This is a genomic window from Halorubrum depositum (assembly GCF_007671725.1).
In the GTDB taxonomy this organism is placed as follows: Archaea; Halobacteriota; Halobacteria; order Halobacteriales; family Haloferacaceae; genus Halorubrum; species Halorubrum depositum.
Genome location: NZ_VCNM01000001.1, coordinates 1,459,021 through 1,474,589, shown reverse-complemented (window position 1 = coordinate 1,474,589; position 15,569 = coordinate 1,459,021). Strand labels below are relative to the sequence as shown.

The 15,569-nt window shown below is 70.2% G+C and carries 15 protein-coding genes and 1 rRNA gene; 9 read left to right on the top strand and 7 right to left on the bottom strand.

Features of this window, described 5'->3' with window-relative positions; translation table 11 throughout:
- A 16S ribosomal RNA gene (locus tag FGM06_RS07535) occupies positions 1-67 on the bottom strand; the annotation flags it as partial.
- Between the two features lie 434 nt (positions 68-501).
- Positions 502-831 (bottom strand): non-histone chromosomal MC1 family protein, encoded by a 330-nt coding sequence (locus tag FGM06_RS07530; RefSeq protein WP_144798483.1) that lies wholly within the window; start codon positions 829-831, stop codon positions 502-504.
- A 338-nt stretch (positions 832-1,169) separates the two neighbouring features.
- On the opposite strand from FGM06_RS07530, the gene FGM06_RS07525 reads away from it, so the two are divergent.
- Positions 1,170-1,373 carry a hypothetical protein gene (locus FGM06_RS07525; protein ID WP_092564125.1) on the top strand — a complete coding sequence of 68 codons (204 nt, stop codon included), beginning with the start codon at positions 1,170-1,172 and terminating at the stop codon, positions 1,371-1,373.
- A 142-nt stretch (positions 1,374-1,515) separates the two neighbouring features.
- Positions 1,516-2,571 carry a quinone-dependent dihydroorotate dehydrogenase gene (locus FGM06_RS07520; RefSeq protein ID WP_144798551.1) on the top strand — a complete coding sequence of 352 codons (1,056 nt, stop codon included), beginning with the start codon at positions 1,516-1,518 and terminating at the stop codon, positions 2,569-2,571.
- Positions 2,572-2,622: 51 nt separating this feature from the next.
- Here FGM06_RS07520 and FGM06_RS07515 read toward each other — a convergent pair whose 3' ends face one another.
- Both FGM06_RS07515 and FGM06_RS07510 read right to left on the bottom strand, forming a co-directional pair.
- Positions 2,623-5,298, bottom strand: coding sequence for a valine--tRNA ligase (locus FGM06_RS07515; RefSeq protein ID WP_144798482.1), 2,676 nt, complete (start codon positions 5,296-5,298; stop codon positions 2,623-2,625).
- 72 nt (positions 5,299-5,370) lie between these two features.
- Positions 5,371-5,625 (bottom strand): hypothetical protein, encoded by a 255-nt coding sequence (locus FGM06_RS07510; RefSeq protein ID WP_144798481.1) that lies wholly within the window; start codon positions 5,623-5,625, stop codon positions 5,371-5,373.
- Between the two features lie 342 nt (positions 5,626-5,967).
- Between FGM06_RS07510 and FGM06_RS07505 the strand changes: the two genes are divergently transcribed.
- A complete protein-coding gene (locus FGM06_RS07505; protein WP_144798480.1) occupies positions 5,968-6,210 on the top strand; it encodes a ferredoxin in 243 nt (80 codons plus the stop codon).
- Between the two features lie 54 nt (positions 6,211-6,264).
- Here FGM06_RS07505 and FGM06_RS07500 read toward each other — a convergent pair whose 3' ends face one another.
- The gene (locus FGM06_RS07500; protein ID WP_144798479.1) at positions 6,265-8,055 is read right to left on the bottom strand and encodes an excinuclease ABC subunit C; all 1,791 of its coding nucleotides are present in this window, start codon (positions 8,053-8,055) and stop codon (positions 6,265-6,267) included.
- A gap of 145 nt (positions 8,056-8,200) precedes the next feature.
- Between FGM06_RS07500 and FGM06_RS07495 the strand changes: the two genes are divergently transcribed.
- From FGM06_RS07495 to FGM06_RS07485, 3 genes are all read left to right on the top strand, one after another.
- Positions 8,201-9,826, top strand: coding sequence for a methyl-accepting chemotaxis protein (locus FGM06_RS07495; protein ID WP_144798478.1), 1,626 nt, complete (start codon positions 8,201-8,203; stop codon positions 9,824-9,826).
- Between the two features lie 102 nt (positions 9,827-9,928).
- The gene (locus tag FGM06_RS07490) at positions 9,929-11,392 is read left to right on the top strand and encodes a cytochrome P450 (RefSeq protein ID WP_144798477.1); all 1,464 of its coding nucleotides are present in this window, start codon (positions 9,929-9,931) and stop codon (positions 11,390-11,392) included.
- 2 nt (positions 11,393-11,394) lie between these two features.
- A complete protein-coding gene (locus FGM06_RS07485) occupies positions 11,395-11,607 on the top strand; it encodes a hypothetical protein (protein ID WP_144798476.1) in 213 nt (70 codons plus the stop codon).
- Between the two features lie 301 nt (positions 11,608-11,908).
- Here the strand turns inward: FGM06_RS07485 and FGM06_RS07480 are convergent, their stop codons facing one another.
- Complete coding sequence (locus FGM06_RS07480) at positions 11,909-12,493, bottom strand: 2'-5' RNA ligase family protein (RefSeq protein ID WP_144798475.1); 585 nt, start codon at positions 12,491-12,493, stop codon at positions 11,909-11,911.
- A gap of 3 nt (positions 12,494-12,496) precedes the next feature.
- Positions 12,497-12,694: a DUF7554 family protein gene (locus FGM06_RS07475; RefSeq protein ID WP_144798474.1), complete on the bottom strand. Its 198-nt coding sequence runs from the start codon at positions 12,692-12,694 to the stop codon at positions 12,497-12,499.
- A gap of 126 nt (positions 12,695-12,820) precedes the next feature.
- Between FGM06_RS07475 and serB the strand changes: the two genes are divergently transcribed.
- The 3 genes from serB to FGM06_RS07460 all read left to right on the top strand — a co-directional run bounded on the left by serB (position 12,821) and on the right by FGM06_RS07460 (position 15,512).
- Positions 12,821-13,468, top strand: a complete 648-nt coding sequence (serB, locus tag FGM06_RS07470) for a phosphoserine phosphatase SerB (RefSeq protein WP_144798473.1) — start codon at positions 12,821-12,823, stop codon at positions 13,466-13,468.
- Positions 13,469-13,594: 126 nt separating this feature from the next.
- Entirely contained in the window at positions 13,595-14,419 is an 825-nt protein-coding gene (locus FGM06_RS07465) for a lycopene cyclase domain-containing protein (RefSeq protein WP_144798472.1), read from the top strand.
- Positions 14,412-15,512, top strand: a complete 1,101-nt coding sequence (locus FGM06_RS07460) for a Brp/Blh family beta-carotene 15,15'-dioxygenase (RefSeq protein WP_144798471.1) — start codon at positions 14,412-14,414, stop codon at positions 15,510-15,512. The genes FGM06_RS07465 and FGM06_RS07460 overlap by 8 nt, the downstream gene beginning before the upstream one ends.
- Positions 15,513-15,569 lie beyond the last annotated feature (57 nt).

The window sequence follows — 15,569 nt, the reverse complement described above, 5'->3', positions numbered from 1 at the left end:
ACTCGTGCGACTAGCATGGCTAAATCGAATCCCAATAGCAATGGCCTCCGGCAGGATCAACCGGAATGTATAACCTCTGAACCTGGTTCCCGGCTCAGAGGGGGTGTTGGCGGGTTTTGACTCGCGATGAGTCAAAACACCATTGCATGGTCTATATGGTGTCCGGGTCAGCCAGCGATCTGGATGACACCGAACTACCATGGCTCACATCAGATTTCCTCTTACGCCGGAGCGCAGGGGGCGAAATCCTCATCTTCGCGGACTTGATTGTACCCTTCGAAGGGTCATAAACCCATCGAAGCGGTCCAAGTCCAGCGAAACCGGGCCGGGTTGAACGGCCCGAGTTCGCGGATGCGTTCTTCGCATTAGTCACGATGCCCGGGTTGTATTTAACCCCGTCGAAGCAACACCGCCACGTCATGCGGTTTCATGCCGGGGAACTGTGAACGGACTCACAGCTACGCGGCGCTGGTAGCAAAAAAGGTCGAACGGCCCCGGCGGCTACTCCTCGTCGATGTACTCAATTCCCTTCTTCGAGACGTTGGCTTTCGTGATGTCGTCGAGGTCGTTGAGCCAGAAGTCGTCGTCCGCCTCGTCGACTTCGGGGGCGCTGTCCTTCCAGGCCCACCCCTCGTACTCGTGGACCTTTTTCGTCCCCTTCTCGCGGAGCCGAAGCGTGGTTCGGTCCGCCTCCTCCTCGGAGGGGGCCGGCTCGAGCGTTCGAGCCGCTTTGAGCGCGGCCTGACGGGGCATGTTTCCGGAGAACTCGCTCGGTTCCGATCCGTCTGCCTCTCGAAGGGCGAAGTTTCGCTTACCGTCTTCACGTACCATGGTTTATGCTCCATGCGAACCCAGCACACAGTGTGTAATAAATATATCGGGTAAATGAAAGCTGATCAGCAAAACGTTTATATAGTAACTCCGTCCCGGCTAGCGGTTTTGGCCGATCGGGATCGTCCGATTCAGAGCGGTCGGACGAGACGCACCGTGAACGGACCGGTCGCGACGGACCGATCGCGGTGCGTCTCGCGCGGGCGACCGCAGAGAGGGAATCACGAGCCGAAGCCGCCGAATCGGAGCCCGAACCGCTCGGAGTGCCCGAGGAGTGCGGATTCGGGTAAACAACACTTATGTGTCTGCTATGGCGAAGTGCGACCAGTACAACCGCGATGGTCCGTAAAAAGAAGCTCAGCCCCAGTGGCGCCAAGGACGACGAGGGGGAGTACCACAACGTCCACGTGAACCTCCACGAGGACGAGCTCGCCGTCGCCGGTATGGAGATCGGCGACGAGGTGTTCGTCAGGGTCCGAGACGGGAAGATAATCATCCAGAAGGCGGACTCCAACCCCGAGCAGCTCGAGCACGACTTCTGAACCGGATCTCTTCTTCGACCTGCCCCCGGGTCACCGACTCACCGCCGCGAGCGACCGCGACGCTGTGACGCGGCGTGCGAGACGCCGCCGACAGCTACCGTCGGTCGGCGGATTGATGCCCGCTCGCGACGAGTCCGAAACGATGGGCGCGTACGACCTGTTGAAGCCGGCGCTGTTCGGCCTGCCGGCGGAGACGGCACACGGCATGACGCACCGACTGTTGCGGACCGCACAGGGAACTCCGGTCGAGAGCGCGCTGCGCGGGCGGTACGTCGTCGACGACCCTCGGCTGCGGGTCGAGGCGTTCGGAAACGCGTTCCCGAACCCGGTCGGCGTGGCCGCCGGCTTCGACAAGAACGCGGAGGTGCCGCGCGCGCTCGCCGCGCTCGGGTTCGGCCACGTTGAGGTCGGCGGAGTGACGGCCGAGCGGCAGCCGGGGAACCCGCGACCGCGGCTGTTCCGTCTCCGCGAGGACGAGGCGTTGATCAACCGGATGGGGTTCAACAACGAGGGCGCGGACGCAGTCGGCGATCGGCTCGACCGCGAGCCCCTGCCCGACGTGCCCGTCGGGATCAACATCGGGAAGTCGAAGTCGACGCCGCTCGCCGACGCGCCGGACGACTACCTGTACACCTACGAGCGCGTCGCGGACGCGGGCGACTACTTCGTCGTCAACGTCTCGAGCCCGAACACGCCCGGGCTCCGGGAGCTGCAGAACCGCGACGCCCTCGAGGAGATACTCGGGGGGCTCGACGACGCGGGCGCGAGCCCCCTCCTCGTGAAGCTCTCGCCGGACCTCCCGGAGCCCGCGGTCGAGGACGCGCTCGGCGTCGTCGACGACCTCGACCTCGACGGCGTCATCGCGACCAACACCACGACCTCCCGCCCGGAGTCGCTGCGGAGCCACAACCGCGCCGAACGGGGCGGCCTCTCCGGGAAGCCGATCGAGGACCTCGCGACCGACCGGATCCGGTTCGTCGCCGAGCGCACCGACGTCCCGGTGATCGGCGTCGGCGGGATCTCGGACGCGGCGGGCGCCTACGAGAAGATACGCGCCGGCGCCTCGCTCGTCCAGCTGTACACGGGGCTCGTGTACGAGGGGCCGAGCCTCGCCCGCGAGATCAACGAGGGACTCCTCGAACTGCTCGACCGGGACGGGTTCGACTCCGTCGACGACGCGGTCGGCGCGGACCTGTAGAACGGAGCGGAGCGTTAGAACGGAGTGGAGCGTCGACGGTCCGCGGTCGGCCTACGCCTCGCTGACGATGACGACGACGTCGTCGGCCTCCAACAGCTCCCCGTCGCCCCGGTACTGCCGCTCCTCTTCGATCGAGAACTCGTCGCCGGTGAGCGTGACGCCGTCGACGTGAAGCTCGTCGCCGTCGATCTCGTACTCCTCCCGCGCGATCGCGGCCTCGATGTCGCCGACCCGGTTCCCGTACTTCGGGCCGACCGTCGCGTAGTCGAGGTCGATCCCGGTGATCACCGTCTCGACCGGCGCGTCGGCGTCGGGGTGGACCGCGAGGTCGGCGACGTGCATCACGCCCGTCACGTCGTCCTCGAAGCCGCGGACGTCCGCGTACACCTCGACGGCGTCGAGCTCGGCGTTCAGGGGGAGCTGGTTCTCGCTCTTGTACTTCCGGAGGGCGCCGACGACGGCCGTAGCGGCGGCGCCGGCCTCGTGGTCCGCCTCCAGCCCGAGCGGCTCGGGCCAGTCGGCGAGGTGTATCGAGTCGCGGGCGCCGTCGGCGACGGCGGCGTCGACCGCGTCGGGGTCGCTCGCCTCCTCGGCGTACATGTCGTGCCAGAGCTCCTCGGTCACGTGCGCGAGCAGGGGCGCGAACAGCTTCAGGAACCGCCGGTGCGCCGTCCGGAGCGTGTACGCCGCGGCGGCGTCCTCGCGCTGCTTGGCGATCTCCAGGTAGTCGTCGCAGAACGTGTTCCAGAAGAAGCTCCGGAGCTCGTCGCGGGCTTTCGAGAACGCCCGGTCCTCGAACAGGTCGGTGAGCCGCTCGACCCGGTCGTCGAGCTCGGCGAGCAGCCAGCGGTCGAGCTCGCGGAGCTCCCCGTCGGCCGGCGCGTCCGGGTACGGCTCCGGCGCCAGCGACTCCACGAGCTTGGAGGCGTTCCACAGCTTGCGGATCAGCTTCTCGCCCGCGCGGAGGTCCTTCTCCTTGAACGGGAAGTCGTCGCCGACGGCGGTGCCGGCGGCCCAGTAGCGCGTGGCGTCGACCGGGAACTCCGCCAGCACCTCCTCGGGCTCGACGACGTTGCCGACGGACTTCGACATCTTCTCGCGGTTCTCGTCGAGGACGTGCCCGTTGATCATGGTCTCCTCGAACGGGACCTCGCCGGTGTGCTCGTAGCACTTGACGAGCGTGTGGAACAGCCAGAAGCTGATGATGTCGTGGCCCTGCGGCCGGAGGTCGAACCGGTACAGCTCCGGGTGCTCCATCGTGAACTCTCCGGCCTCGTCGTCCCAGTCCCAGCCGGCGTTGATCAGCGGCGTCAGGCTGGAGGTGGCCCACGTGTCGAGCACGTCGTCCTCGGGCTCGAACGCGTCGTGCCCGCACGCGGGACACGCGTCGACGGGCGGGTCGTCGGAGAGGGGGTCGACGGGGAGGTCGGCCTTCTCGGCGACCACAGTTTCCCCGCAGTCCCCGCAGTACCACACCGGGAACGGGATGCCCGAGGAGCGCTGGCGGGAGATGAGCCAGTCCCACTGGAGCCCCTCGACCCAGTGCTCGTACCGGGTGAACATCTTCTCCGGGGACCACTCCATCTCCCGGCCGATCTCGAGGTACTCGTCGGTCTTGTCGAGCATCTCGATGTACCACTGCTCGGTGACGAGGAACTCGACGCTCGTCCCGCAGCGCTCGTGGACGTTGACCGTGTGGGTGATGTCGCGGCGGTCGAGGAGGGCGCCCTCGTCGTCGAGGTCCTCGACGATGGCCTCGGCCGCCTCCGAGGAGTGCATCCCTTCGTACCCCTCTGCGACGTCGGTCATGTGGCCGGACTCGTCGATGGCGACCCGGAGGTCCAGGTCGTGGACCTGGTACCACTCGATGTCGTTCTGATCGCCGAACGTACAGCACATCACGATGCCGGAGCCCGTCTCCATGTCGACGCGCTCGTCGGCGACGATCGGCACCTCGTGGCCGAACAGCGGGACCTCGGCAGACTCGCCGACGAGGCCCTGGTTCTCGTCGTCGTCGGGGTGGACGAAGACGGCGACGCAGGCCGGGAGGAGCTCGGGCCGCGTCGTCGAGATGACGAACTCGTCGGCGCCGTCATCCTCGGCGTCGCTCCCGACGACGGGGAACGCGATGTCGTTGAAGTGGCTGTCCTGCTCGTCGTCCTCGGTCTCGACCTGCGAGATGGCGGTCTCGCACTCGGGACACCAGATCGCGGGGGCCTTCTCGCGGTACTCCCGGCCCTGCTCGTACAGGTCGAGGAACGACAGCTGGGAGACGCGCTGGACGCGCGGCTCGATCGTCTGGTAGGTGTGGTCCCAGTCGACGGAGACGCCGAGCGACTGGACGTTCTCGGTGAACTGCTCCTCGTACTGCGCGCACACCTCCCGGCACTTCGCCTGGAACTCGCGGCGCTCGAACTCCTGGTGGCGGACGTCGAGCTCGTCCTCGGTGAGCCGCTCGGAGGCGATCCCGTTGTCGTCGTAGCCGAACGGGAAGAACGTCTCGCCGCCGTTCATCCGCTCGAAGCGCGCGACGAAGTCCTGGAGGGTGAACCCGTACAGGTGGCCCATGTGGAGGCTCCCCGACACCGTCGGCGGGGGCGTGTCGATGGAGAAGACGGTGTTCGGGTCGACCGGGTCGTCGTCGGGGTAGGCGTATGTCTCCTCGTCGACCCATCGCCGCTGCCACCGCGGCTCGACGGTGTCGGGGTCGTACTCACCACTGGGCATTTCACGCGCATCTTCCGGCGGTTCCCCCTTAACGGACTCGGTTGTGCGGGGCGGAACTCCGGGGCAGGACGCTCAGACCCGGTCGTCCGGGTCGTGCTCGGCCGCCATCCGCGACGCCTCCGCGGCGAACCGCTCGACCTCGTCGTCCGGGCTCTCGCCGAGCGCGCTCTCGTCGACGTCGCGGCCGGCGGTGATCCCGTCGCCCGTGACGAGTCGCTGCTCGGCTAGCTCCTTCGTGTGGACGCGCTCGCCGTCCTCCGTGGCGTACGTGAGCCGCACGAGCCCCTTCGAGTCGAACTGTCGGTCGACGAGCCAGACCGTGGTCATAGGCGGGGATCGGTCCCTGCGACGCTTAAAAAGGCCGGTCGGCGCGAGGCGAAGTCGAGGGTACGTCCCGCGCTCGACCGACCGAATGCTGTCGGCGCGTGCCTGCGAGGCCGCACTCGCGGCCGAGCAGCACGCGAGGGACGCGGCGACCGGAGCGAAGCGAGGGAGCCGCGAGGCCGGGGAGGCGTGAGGTGCGGTTGCCGTGCGGGGCGGAGCGGGACTCAAAGGGGTGACCGGGGCTTTGGAGGCGGTTCTCCGGTGGCCTGTCGTCGAACCCGAATCGACCGAAGTCTCACAACGCTCGTCGCCACGGCTTTGTACCGCCTCATCCAACCGAAACCCATGTACGTGAAGTTCGACCGCGACACCTGTGTCGGGATGTACCAGTGCGTCGCCGAGTGGGACGCCTTCGAGAAGAACCTGAACGACGGGAAGGCTGATTTAAAAGGGAGCGAAGAGGAGGAAGAGGACCTGTTCGTCGTCGACGTGCCCGACGGCGAGGAGTTCGACGCGAAGTTCGCGGCGCGGGTCTGCCCGGTCGACGCTATCGAGGTGTACGAGGACGACGGCGAGCAGGTGGTGTGAACGACCCCGGATCGCCGCTCGGTGAAAGCGGTTCCCGAGACGCTCCGCGAGCGGTTATAAGCGCTCGCGGAGCGTCTCGGCGATCGCCTCGCCGACCCCGTCGACGTCGGTGAGGTCGTCGACGGACGCGTCGCGGACGCTCTCGACCGATCCGAACCGCCGGAGGAGCCGACGGCGGGTCTCGGGGCCGACGCCGGGCACGTCGTCGAGGACGGTCCGCACCTCGTCGCGGACGGTCTGGTGGTAGGAGACGGCGAAGCGGTGCGCCTCGTCGCGCACCCGCTGGAGCAGGTGCAGCTCGGGGGCGTCGTCGTCCCACCGGCGGGTGCCGGTCGGGGTGACGACCAGCTCCTCGGCCTTCGCGAGCGCGACGACGGGCACGTCCCAGCCGGTCTCCGCGAGCGCGTCGCGGGCGGCGCCGAGCTGTCCCTCGCCGCCGTCGATGAGCAGGAGGTCGGGGTCGGGCCGGTCGTCGCGGCCCTCGACCGCGCGCTCGGCGCGCCACCGGATCAGCTCGCGCATGTTCGCGTAGTCGTCGTTGCGGTCGGTGAGCTTCTTCCGGCGGTAGTCGGCCGTCTCGGCGCTCCCGTCGACGAAGCAGACGTCGGAGCCGACCACCGCGGTCCCCTGCGCGTGGCTCACGTCGAACCCCTCGATCCGGGCCGGGCGGTCGATCCCGAGCCGGTCGCCCAGCGCGCCGGCGGGGTCGTCGCGGCCGCCGCGCTTGCGGGCGTTCTTGAGCGCGAGCTCGACGAGCTTCGCCTCGCGGCCCGCGCCGGGGACCCGCACCGCGACCCCCTCCCCTTCCAGCCAGTCGACCACGTCCGGGTCCGACGGGCGCTCCGCGAGGAGGACCGCGTCCGGGAACTCCCGCTCGGCGTAGTACTGCGTGAGGAACGCCGACAGCACCGCGGCGGGGGTGTTGGCGTCGGGGTTGGCGGGGGCGTCGCCGGGGGTCGCGTCGGTTTCCTCATCCCCCTCCCCCACCGCCGCCGCGTCCAACCGGTGGCGGCTCCGGTCGACCAGCTGGCCGCGCTCGCTGTGGAGCCGGGCGACGCGGGCGACGTCGCCCTCGACGGCGGCCGCGAGCACGTCGACGGTGCGGTCGTCGGACCGGTCGCTGACGGCCTCGCCGCCCTCGCCGTGGAACGCCTCGACCGCCTCGAGGCGGTCCCGGAGGTTGGCGGCGCGCTCGAACTCGGCGCCCTCGGCGGCGGTCTCCATCCGCCGGCGTAGAGGGTCGGCGAGGACGCCCGTCTCGCCCTCCAAGAAGCGGTGGACCGCGGCCACGTCCTCGGCGTAGCTCTCGGGGTCGATCTCGCCGGTGCAGGGGGCCGAGCAGATCCCCATCTCGTAGTCGAGGCAGGGTCGGTCGCGGTTCGCGTACTTGTGGTCCGAGCAGCCGCGGAGCCGGTACTCGTCGCGGATCGCCTTCACCACGGTCTCGACGCGGCCCTTGTCGGTGAACGGGCCGTACGCGACCGCGCCCTCCTCCGGGTCGCGGGTGACCTCGATCCGGGGGACCGGGTGGTCGGTCAGGGCGATCAGCGGGTACGACTTGTCGTCTTTCAACCGGACGTTGAACCGGGGCTGGAGCCGCTTGATGAGGTTCGCCTCCAGCAGGAGGGCCTGCGTCTCGGTGTCGGTGACCGCGAACTCGATCCGGTCGGCGCGCGCGACCATCCCCCGAATCCGCCCCGAGCGCGGGTCTGCGTACGACCGCACCCGGTCCCGGAGGTCGACCGCCTTGCCGACGTACAGCGTGGTCTCCCCCGCCCGGAACTGGTACACGCCGGGCTCGGTGGGGAGGTCTGCGGCCCGCTCGCGCACGGCGTCGGCGTCCATCGGTCCGAGGTAGCCGCCGGACGCGTTTGAACGCTGCGGGCGGGATCGCGGCGGCGGAAGGTGACGGGAGCGACCGAGTTGATTATCATATCTGAATACCAGGGGGAACGGTTTATAGAGGCGCTTGGGAGAGGGCGACGTAGATATGACGGGAGTCAGAGGGCTGCTCCGGCGCGTGTTCGGGCGGGACCGAGACTCGCGGTCGGTCCCGGACGGCGGAGTCGTCGTCGACGACCCCGCCGGCGACGAGCGGCCGATCGGGGCCGACGACGCCGGTCGGGGCGGCGCTGCCGGGAGCGAGGAGTACGACATCACCGACGAGCGGGGCGTCGACCGCGCCGAGACGCTGGCCAGGGCCGGCTTCGAGCAGGTGTTCGACGCGACGAGCGTGCCGACGTTCATCCTCGACGCCGACGGCAACGTCGCGGAGTGGAACGAGTCCATCGCCTCGCTCACCGGGAGCGAGCGAGAGGACGCGATCGGTCACGGCCACGTCTCGGAGCTGTTCTACCCCGACGGCCGCCGCGCCGACACGCTGGCCGACAAGGTGCTCGACGCGCCCGAGACCGCCGACGAGGCGTACGGCGTCGAGCGCCCCGACGCGGCCCGGAACCGCTACCGCGACACCAGCACGATGGTGGACCGCCACGGCGACGAGAAGCACATCGAGTTCACCGCGACGCCGCTGTACGACGGCGACGCGCTCGTCGGCGTCACCGAGGTCGTCATCGACCGCACGGAGAACGTCAACGAGCGCGACGCGACGAAGAAGCTGGTCTCTGAGATCCGCGAGACCGCCGAGGAGATCGGCGAGGGGAACCTCGACGCTCGCGCCGTCTGCCACGAGGAGTGCGAATCCCTCGACGAGGAGCTGCTGGCCGTCATCGGCGTCGTCAACGGAATGGCGGAGAACCTGCAGAACCTCTCCGAGAGCGTCCACGAGCAGGCGCGCCAGATCGACCGGACGGTTCAGGAGGCGAGCGGGGCCGCCGCCGACATCGCCGAGAACGTCGACGAGCAGAACGAGCTGTTGGAGGAGAGCGTCTCCGAGATGCAGTCCTTTTCGGCCGGCATGGAGGAAGTCGCCGCCACGGCCGACCAGGTCGACTCGGCGGCGGTCGCCGCCAGCGAGGCCGCCGACCAGGGGCTCGACGCCAGCGAGGACGCCCGCGAGGCGACCGAGGACGTCGTCGAGATCGGCGACGAGCTCGTCGAGAGCGTGGGCGCGCTCTCCGAGCGCATGGACGACATCGAGGAGGTCATCGAGGTCATCTCCGACGTCGCCGAGCAGACGAACCTGCTCGCCTTGAACGCCAACATCGAGGCCGCCCGAGCCGGCGAGGGCGGGGACGGCTTCGCGGTCGTCGCCGAGGAGGTGAAGAAGCTCGCCGACGAGACTCGCGGCTACACCGAGGAGATCACGGAGAGCCTCGCCGAGCTCCAGGCGCAGTCCGACGAGACGAGCACCGCCGTCGAGCGCTCGCACGACCGCATCGAGGACGCCGGGACCGAGATCGAGACGGTGCTCGACTCCCTCGAAGAGATCGCCGACGCGGTCGACGAGGCGGCCGCGGGCGTCGCCGAGGTGGCCCGGACGACGGACGACCAGGCCGCGACCGTCGAGGAGCTCACGTCGTCGCTGGAGGCGGTCCGCGAGCGCTCCGACCGCACCGAGGACGCGACCGACCGCATCGTCGAGGCGACTGACGACCAGGAGGTCGCCGTCGACGAGCTGATCGCCCGGGTCGAGCGGCTGGACGCCCGGCAGTAGGCGGAACGAACCCGAAGCGGTCCGGGGTCTATCGGCCGCCTCACGGCCCGCCAGTTCTCCCCGCCGCCGAACGTTTAACCTCGCCGAGGCCCTGCTTTTGGTATGTCCGTCACGCCGCCCGGACCCATCGGCGATCCCGTCTTCGGCAACGGCCGCCAGTACGCCGACGACCCGTTTTCGTTCATGCGCGCCTGCGCCGACAGCTACGGAGACGTCGTCCGGTTCGACCTGGGCCCCCGGGAGACGTACCTGCTGACGAACCCCGCCGACGTCGAGCGCGTCCTCGTCGCCGACGCCGAGCGCTACCGGAAGCCGCAGTTCGGCGACGACGCCATGGACACCCTGCTCGGGAACGGCCTCCTCATGAGCGAGGGCGAGGCGTGGCAGCGCCAGCGGAGGCTGGCGAATCCCTCCTTCCACAACCAACGAATCGGGGCGCTCGCGGGGACGATGGTCGACCACACCGAGTCGCAGCTCGCGGACTGGAGCGACGGCGACGTGGTCGACGTCCAGCTCGAAGTCGCCCGCCTCACCGTCAAGATCATCGTGTCGGCGATGTTCGGCGCCGACATCACCGACGAGGAGGTGAAGACGGTACAGGAGAAGCTGGAGCCGCTCGGCGCCCGGTTCGAGCCCGACCCCCGCCGCTTCCTGATCCCGAACTGGGTGCCGACCCGCGAGAACCGCGAGTTCGACGCCGCCATCGACACCCTCGAGTCCGTGATCGACGGGATCGTGGAGCGCCGGCGCGGGACCGAGCGCGACCCGTCCGTGGACCCCGCCGGCCCCGAGGGCGTCGCGGTGCGCGGCCCCGCCGGCGACGGCGACGGGGACCTCCCGATGGACCTCCTCTCCGTCCTCCTACGCGCCCGCGACCGCGGCGAGCAGACCGACGAGAACCTCCGCGACGAGCTGGTGACGATGTTACTGGCGGGCCACGACACGACGGCGCTCGCGCTGACGTACACGTTCTACCTGCTCTCGAACCACCCCGAGGCCCGCGAGCGGGTGGCCGCGGAGGCCGAAGCGGCGGTCGGTGGCGGTCGCGCATCGGACGACGCGACCGATGGCGGTCGCGCAGCGGACGACGCGACCGCCGCCGCCTCCGGCGGCGCCCCCACCGCCGCCGACGCCCGCGAGATGAAGTACACCGAGCGCGTGCTCAACGAGTCGATGCGACTGTATCCCCCCGTCTACACCCTGTTCCGCGAGCCGAAGCTCGACGTGAAGATCGGAGGGTACCGGATCCCGGAGGGGTCCGCGCTCATGCTGTCGCAGTGGGTAGTCCACCGGTCGCCGCGCTGGTACGACGACCCCGAGACGTTCGACCCGAGCCGGTGGAAACCGGAGCGTCGGAGCCAGCGTCCGCGATTCGCGTACTTCCCGTTCGGCGGCGGGCCGCGCCACTGCATCGGGAAGGCGTTCTCGCTGCTGGAGGCGAAGCTGATCCTGGCGAAGGTCTGCTCGCAGTACGACCTCGAGTACGAGGGTCCCGAGCTCTCGCTGCGCGGTTCGCTGACGATGCACCCGGACCATCCGGTACCGATGCGCATCCGCGAGCGGTAGGGATGACCGACGCCGGGACCCCGGCGTACTGCCGGCGCTGCGGCGAGCCCCTCTCGCGGGGCGTCATCGCGAGCCGGCAGCGCGCCTGTTGTCTCAACGCGACCCCCATCGCCGGTGTCTGCCCGACGCACGGCCCGGTCGGGCCGCACCACGCGGTCGACGAGCCGAGCGGGGGCGACGATGCCGGCAGCAGCGAGGGCGGCGGTAAGCAGTGACCGCTGACGGCGACGTGTTATTTATAAATCGATAGCGGTGGCGCGCGCCTCCGAGCGCCCGACGGGCGCGAGGTGCAGTCGCCGTGCGGGGCGGGGCTCAAAGGGGCAGCCGCGAGGGCGAAGCACGGCGCGGCAAGTACCGCAGCGAGGGAGCGAAAGCGACCGAGCGAGGAACGCAGCAAGCCGCGCGAGCCGTCGCGGCTGGGGCTTTGGGGGCCTTCCCCCGGAACCATCGTTCAGCAGCGTATCGCCGAGCGGGTGGGAATTCGAAACAGTTCACCGACGAGTCACGGGGGCCTATTTATAAATGGATAGTCGCGGCGACCTCGCGGAACTCGGGGTCGTACACCTCCATCGCGTGGACGCGCCACCGGATCGGCTCGATCTCCGCGCTCACGAGGTCGGCCACGACGCCCGGGTCGGGATTGCCGCCGCGCGCCAGGGTGACGTGCGGGACGAAGTCGTCGCCCTCGATCCCCTCGATCGCGCCGTAAGCGGCGCACAGACGGTGATGGAGCCGAACGAGAGCCTCGCTCTCGATCGCGAGGTACACCACCGGCCGCGAGCCGGACGCCGGCGCGTCGAAGACGTCGACGCCGGTCACGGCGACGTCGAACGGGTCGGTTCCCGACAGCAGCGGTCGGAGGTCCTCGCGGAGCGCCGCGAGCGCGTCAGGCTTGGAGAGGGTCGGATCGGCGCCGGAAGCGGCGTTCGGCGGGGCGGAGGGAGCGTCGCCCGCGACGCGATCCGGGACGTCCCCGACGCCGAGGCGCTTGCAGACGAGCGTGTGACGGTCGCGCACGCGGTCGAACCCCGAGAGTTTCGGGTGGAGATCGGCCGCGAGCTCGCCGAGCGCGGGCGGGAGCGGGACGTTCAGGCTGAACACGCCTCAGATCCGGTCGGTGAGCCGTAAGGCGATTAACACGACGATCGCGAGGACGATAAGCGTCGGAAGCGCGTCCAAGAGCGCGAACGTGACCTCCAGCACGGCGCCGAGGATCTCCAGGAGAAGCCACACGATAGCGAGCCCCAGAATCACCTTCAGCAGGTCGTCGACGTCGGCGCGGTCGTCGGAGGTTCGGTCCATGTCGGAGGCGACGGTCCCGACCGGCAAAAAGGCCACCGAGGGCGCGGCGCTCCGGGACGGCCCCCGCCGTGCGGGGTCCGTTGCGCGATCAGGTGCTTCAAAACCCCGCCGCGCCGAACGGAGCCCATGAGCCTGATCGCGTTCGACTTCGACGGTACGCTCTCCGACTCCGAGATGACGGTCCTGCTCGCCGAGCGCGCGGGCGTCGCCGACGAGGTGGCCGAGATCACCGAGCGGGCGATGAACGACGAGCTCAGCTACGCCGAGAGCCTCTACCGACGGGCGGAGCTGCTCGGCGGGCTCGACGACGAGGCGGTCGCGGCCGCGTTCGACGAGGTGACGCTCCGGCCGGGCGCGGGGGAGCTGATCGGGCGCCTGCAGGCGGACGGCCACCACGTCGCGGTGCTCACGGGCGGGTTCGAGCGCGGCGTCGAGCGCGCGCTCGCGAAGGCGGGGGTCGAGGCCGACACGATCGTCGCCAACCGCCTCCCGATGGCCGGCGGGAAGCTCACCGGGGACGCCGAGGGGCCGCTCATCGAGGGGACGAAGGACGACGCGCTGGCCGAGTTGGCCGACGACCTCGGCTTCGCGATGGCGGAGACGGTCGCGATCGGCGACGGCGCCAACGACCTCCCGATGCTGGAGGTCGCCGGGCTCGCGGTCGGGTTCGTGCCGAAGGACGCGGTGCGCCCGGTCTGCGACGCCGTCGTCGCCTCCATGTTCCGGCTCGGGAAGGTGCTGGAGGGGCACGGCGTGCTGTCGGCCGAGGCGTAGCTCCGACGGACGAGATCCCGCCGATGGCGGGGAGTCGATCGCGGGGTCGATCACACTGTTTGGAGTGGCCCTTAATAAGCGACGGAGCGAACGGAGAGGCATGAACGGCGCCGGTGGGGTGATAGGATGCTTCCGACGCTGACGTACCTCCAGTTCCATCTCGTCTTCAGCCTCCCCGTGGTCGCGGCGCTGTGGTACCTCGCGCCGCGGTACGACGTGGTTCGACGCCGCCGGGCGACGGCCGGTATCGCGATCCTCGTCGCCATCGCGTACGCGTACACGACGCCGTGGATCAGCTACATGATCCGGCGGGGCGCGTGGTCGTACGCCGACGGCGCGGTGCTCGTCCGGGCGCTGTCGATCCCGCTCGGCGAGTACCTCTTCTTCACGGTTCAGACGGTGGTCACCGCGTTCGCGCTCCACCTGATCGGGTTCGACCCGACGTTCCGCGACGGGGATTTCGACCGAGGGCCGCGGATCGCGGGCGTGGTCGCCGGCCTCGCGATGGCCGTCGCCGGGCTCTGGCTGGTGACGCTCGACCCCTCGTACCTCTACCTCGGCGGGCTGATCGCGTGGGTCGGCCCCGTCTTCGCGCTCCAGTGGGCGGTCGGCGGCGGGTACCTCGTCCGGACGCCGCGGACGTGGCTCGCGGCGACGCTGATTCCCGCGGCGTACTTCTGGGTCGCCGACCGGATCGCGATCGGGATGGGGACGTGGGGGCTCTCCACCGAGATGACGACCGGGATCGCCGTCCTCGGGCTCCCGATCGAGGAGATGCTCTTCTTCGCCTCCGCGGGAGTGATGACGGTGAACGGACTCGTGCTGTTCGAGTGGGTCCTCGACTGGAACGACCGGCGCGGCCGGCCGATCGAGTCGACGGTGGACGCGTTCGATCCGACGCCCGATCCGCCCGAACCGGACCCCGAGTCCCCCGACCCCGTCGATGACTGAGACCGCGGCCCGGTCGGCGGCGCGGCGCGAGACGACGGCGGTCGAGCGCGACGAGCGCGCCCGGTCGGCGGTCGACCGGTGGTTCGCGCGCTACCCCGCGCTGGCGCTCGCGGCGCTGCTCCCGGTCGGCGCCGTGACCCCCCTGTTTCCGGTGGAGGTCGGCGCCGCGGCGTTCGCGCTGGGGACGCTCGGCGTCGGGATGGCCCACGGTGCGGTCGACCACCTCGTCCCCCTGCGCGCGGCGACGGACGTCTCGCTCCGGCGGTCGATCGCGGTCGTCTCCGTCGTCTACGCGGTCCTCGGCGGTGCGGTGGTCGCGGCGTTCTTCCTCGCGCCGGTCGCGGCGTTCGTCGGGTTCATCCTCCTCACGTGGCTCCACTGGGGGCAGGGCGACGTGGCGGTGCTCGCCGCCGCCGGCGTCGACCACCTCCCTACCTCCGCGGAGCGCTGGCTGAGCCTCGTCGTCCGCGGCGGGCTCCCGATGGGCGTCCCGCTGCTCGCGCACCCGGGCGAGTACCGGCTGGTCGCCGAGTGGGTCGTCGGCCTGTTCGTCGTCGACGCGGCCGCCGCGACGGCCGCGGTCGACCCCGTCTTCGTCCCGGCGACGCGGCTGGCCGTCGGCGGGTTCATGATCGCGGCGACGGCGCTGTCGATCGGACTGGGGTACCGGCGGGTTCGCGCGGGCGCCTCGCGGTGCGACTGGCTCCGCGACGCCGGGGAGGTGGCGGCGCTGTGGGCGTGGTTCCTGCTCGCCGCGCCCGTGTTCGCGGTCGGGGTGTACTTCGCGCTCTGGCACGGGCTCCGCCACGTCGGCCGGCTGGTCCTCGTGGACGAGCGGGCGGCGGGGGCGGTCGGCGACGGCGACGTGATCGGCGCGCTCCGCCGGTTCGCGCGCGACGCCGCGCCGCTCACCCTCGGCGGGTTCCTCGTCGTCGCCGCGGTCGGGCTCTCGGTCCCCGCCGGGGTCGCCGCGCCAGGCGACCTGCTCGCCGTGTCGCTCGTCGCCATCGCGGCCATGACGCTCCCGCACGTCGCCGTCGTCGCGTGGCTCGACCGGAAACAGGGGATCTGGCGGCCGGGAGCGAACGCGTGAGGTGGGGAGAGCGGGAGCGGACGCGTGAGGAGGAAGGGGGAGGGCGGGATCGGAAAC

What these genes read in the sequence shown, in the direction of transcription:
- FGM06_RS07520 (WP_144798551.1), top strand. Translation starts at nt 1,516, where the DNA reads ATGGGCGCGTACGACCTGTTGAAGCCGGCGCTGTTCGGCCTGCCGGCG.
- FGM06_RS07515 (WP_144798482.1), bottom strand. Translation starts at nt 5,298, where the DNA reads ATGCCCAGTGGTGAGTACGACCCCGACACCGTCGAGCCGCGGTGGCAG.
- FGM06_RS07495 (WP_144798478.1), top strand. Translation starts at nt 8,201, where the DNA reads ATGACGGGAGTCAGAGGGCTGCTCCGGCGCGTGTTCGGGCGGGACCGA.
- FGM06_RS07465 (WP_144798472.1), top strand. Translation starts at nt 13,595, where the DNA reads ATGCTTCCGACGCTGACGTACCTCCAGTTCCATCTCGTCTTCAGCCTC.
- FGM06_RS07530 (WP_144798483.1), bottom strand. Translation starts at nt 831, where the DNA reads ATGGTACGTGAAGACGGTAAGCGAAACTTCGCCCTTCGAGAGGCAGAC.
- FGM06_RS07525 (WP_092564125.1), top strand. Translation starts at nt 1,170, where the DNA reads ATGGTCCGTAAAAAGAAGCTCAGCCCCAGTGGCGCCAAGGACGACGAG.
- FGM06_RS07490 (WP_144798477.1), top strand. Translation starts at nt 9,929, where the DNA reads ATGTCCGTCACGCCGCCCGGACCCATCGGCGATCCCGTCTTCGGCAAC.
- FGM06_RS07500 (WP_144798479.1), bottom strand. Translation starts at nt 8,055, where the DNA reads ATGGACGCCGACGCCGTGCGCGAGCGGGCCGCAGACCTCCCCACCGAG.
- FGM06_RS07475 (WP_144798474.1), bottom strand. Translation starts at nt 12,694, where the DNA reads ATGGACCGAACCTCCGACGACCGCGCCGACGTCGACGACCTGCTGAAG.
- FGM06_RS07460 (WP_144798471.1), top strand. Translation starts at nt 14,412, where the DNA reads ATGACTGAGACCGCGGCCCGGTCGGCGGCGCGGCGCGAGACGACGGCG.
- FGM06_RS07510 (WP_144798481.1), bottom strand. Translation starts at nt 5,625, where the DNA reads ATGACCACGGTCTGGCTCGTCGACCGACAGTTCGACTCGAAGGGGCTC.
- FGM06_RS07485 (WP_144798476.1), top strand. Translation starts at nt 11,395, where the DNA reads ATGACCGACGCCGGGACCCCGGCGTACTGCCGGCGCTGCGGCGAGCCC.
- FGM06_RS07505 (WP_144798480.1), top strand. Translation starts at nt 5,968, where the DNA reads ATGTACGTGAAGTTCGACCGCGACACCTGTGTCGGGATGTACCAGTGC.
- serB (WP_144798473.1), top strand. Translation starts at nt 12,821, where the DNA reads ATGAGCCTGATCGCGTTCGACTTCGACGGTACGCTCTCCGACTCCGAG.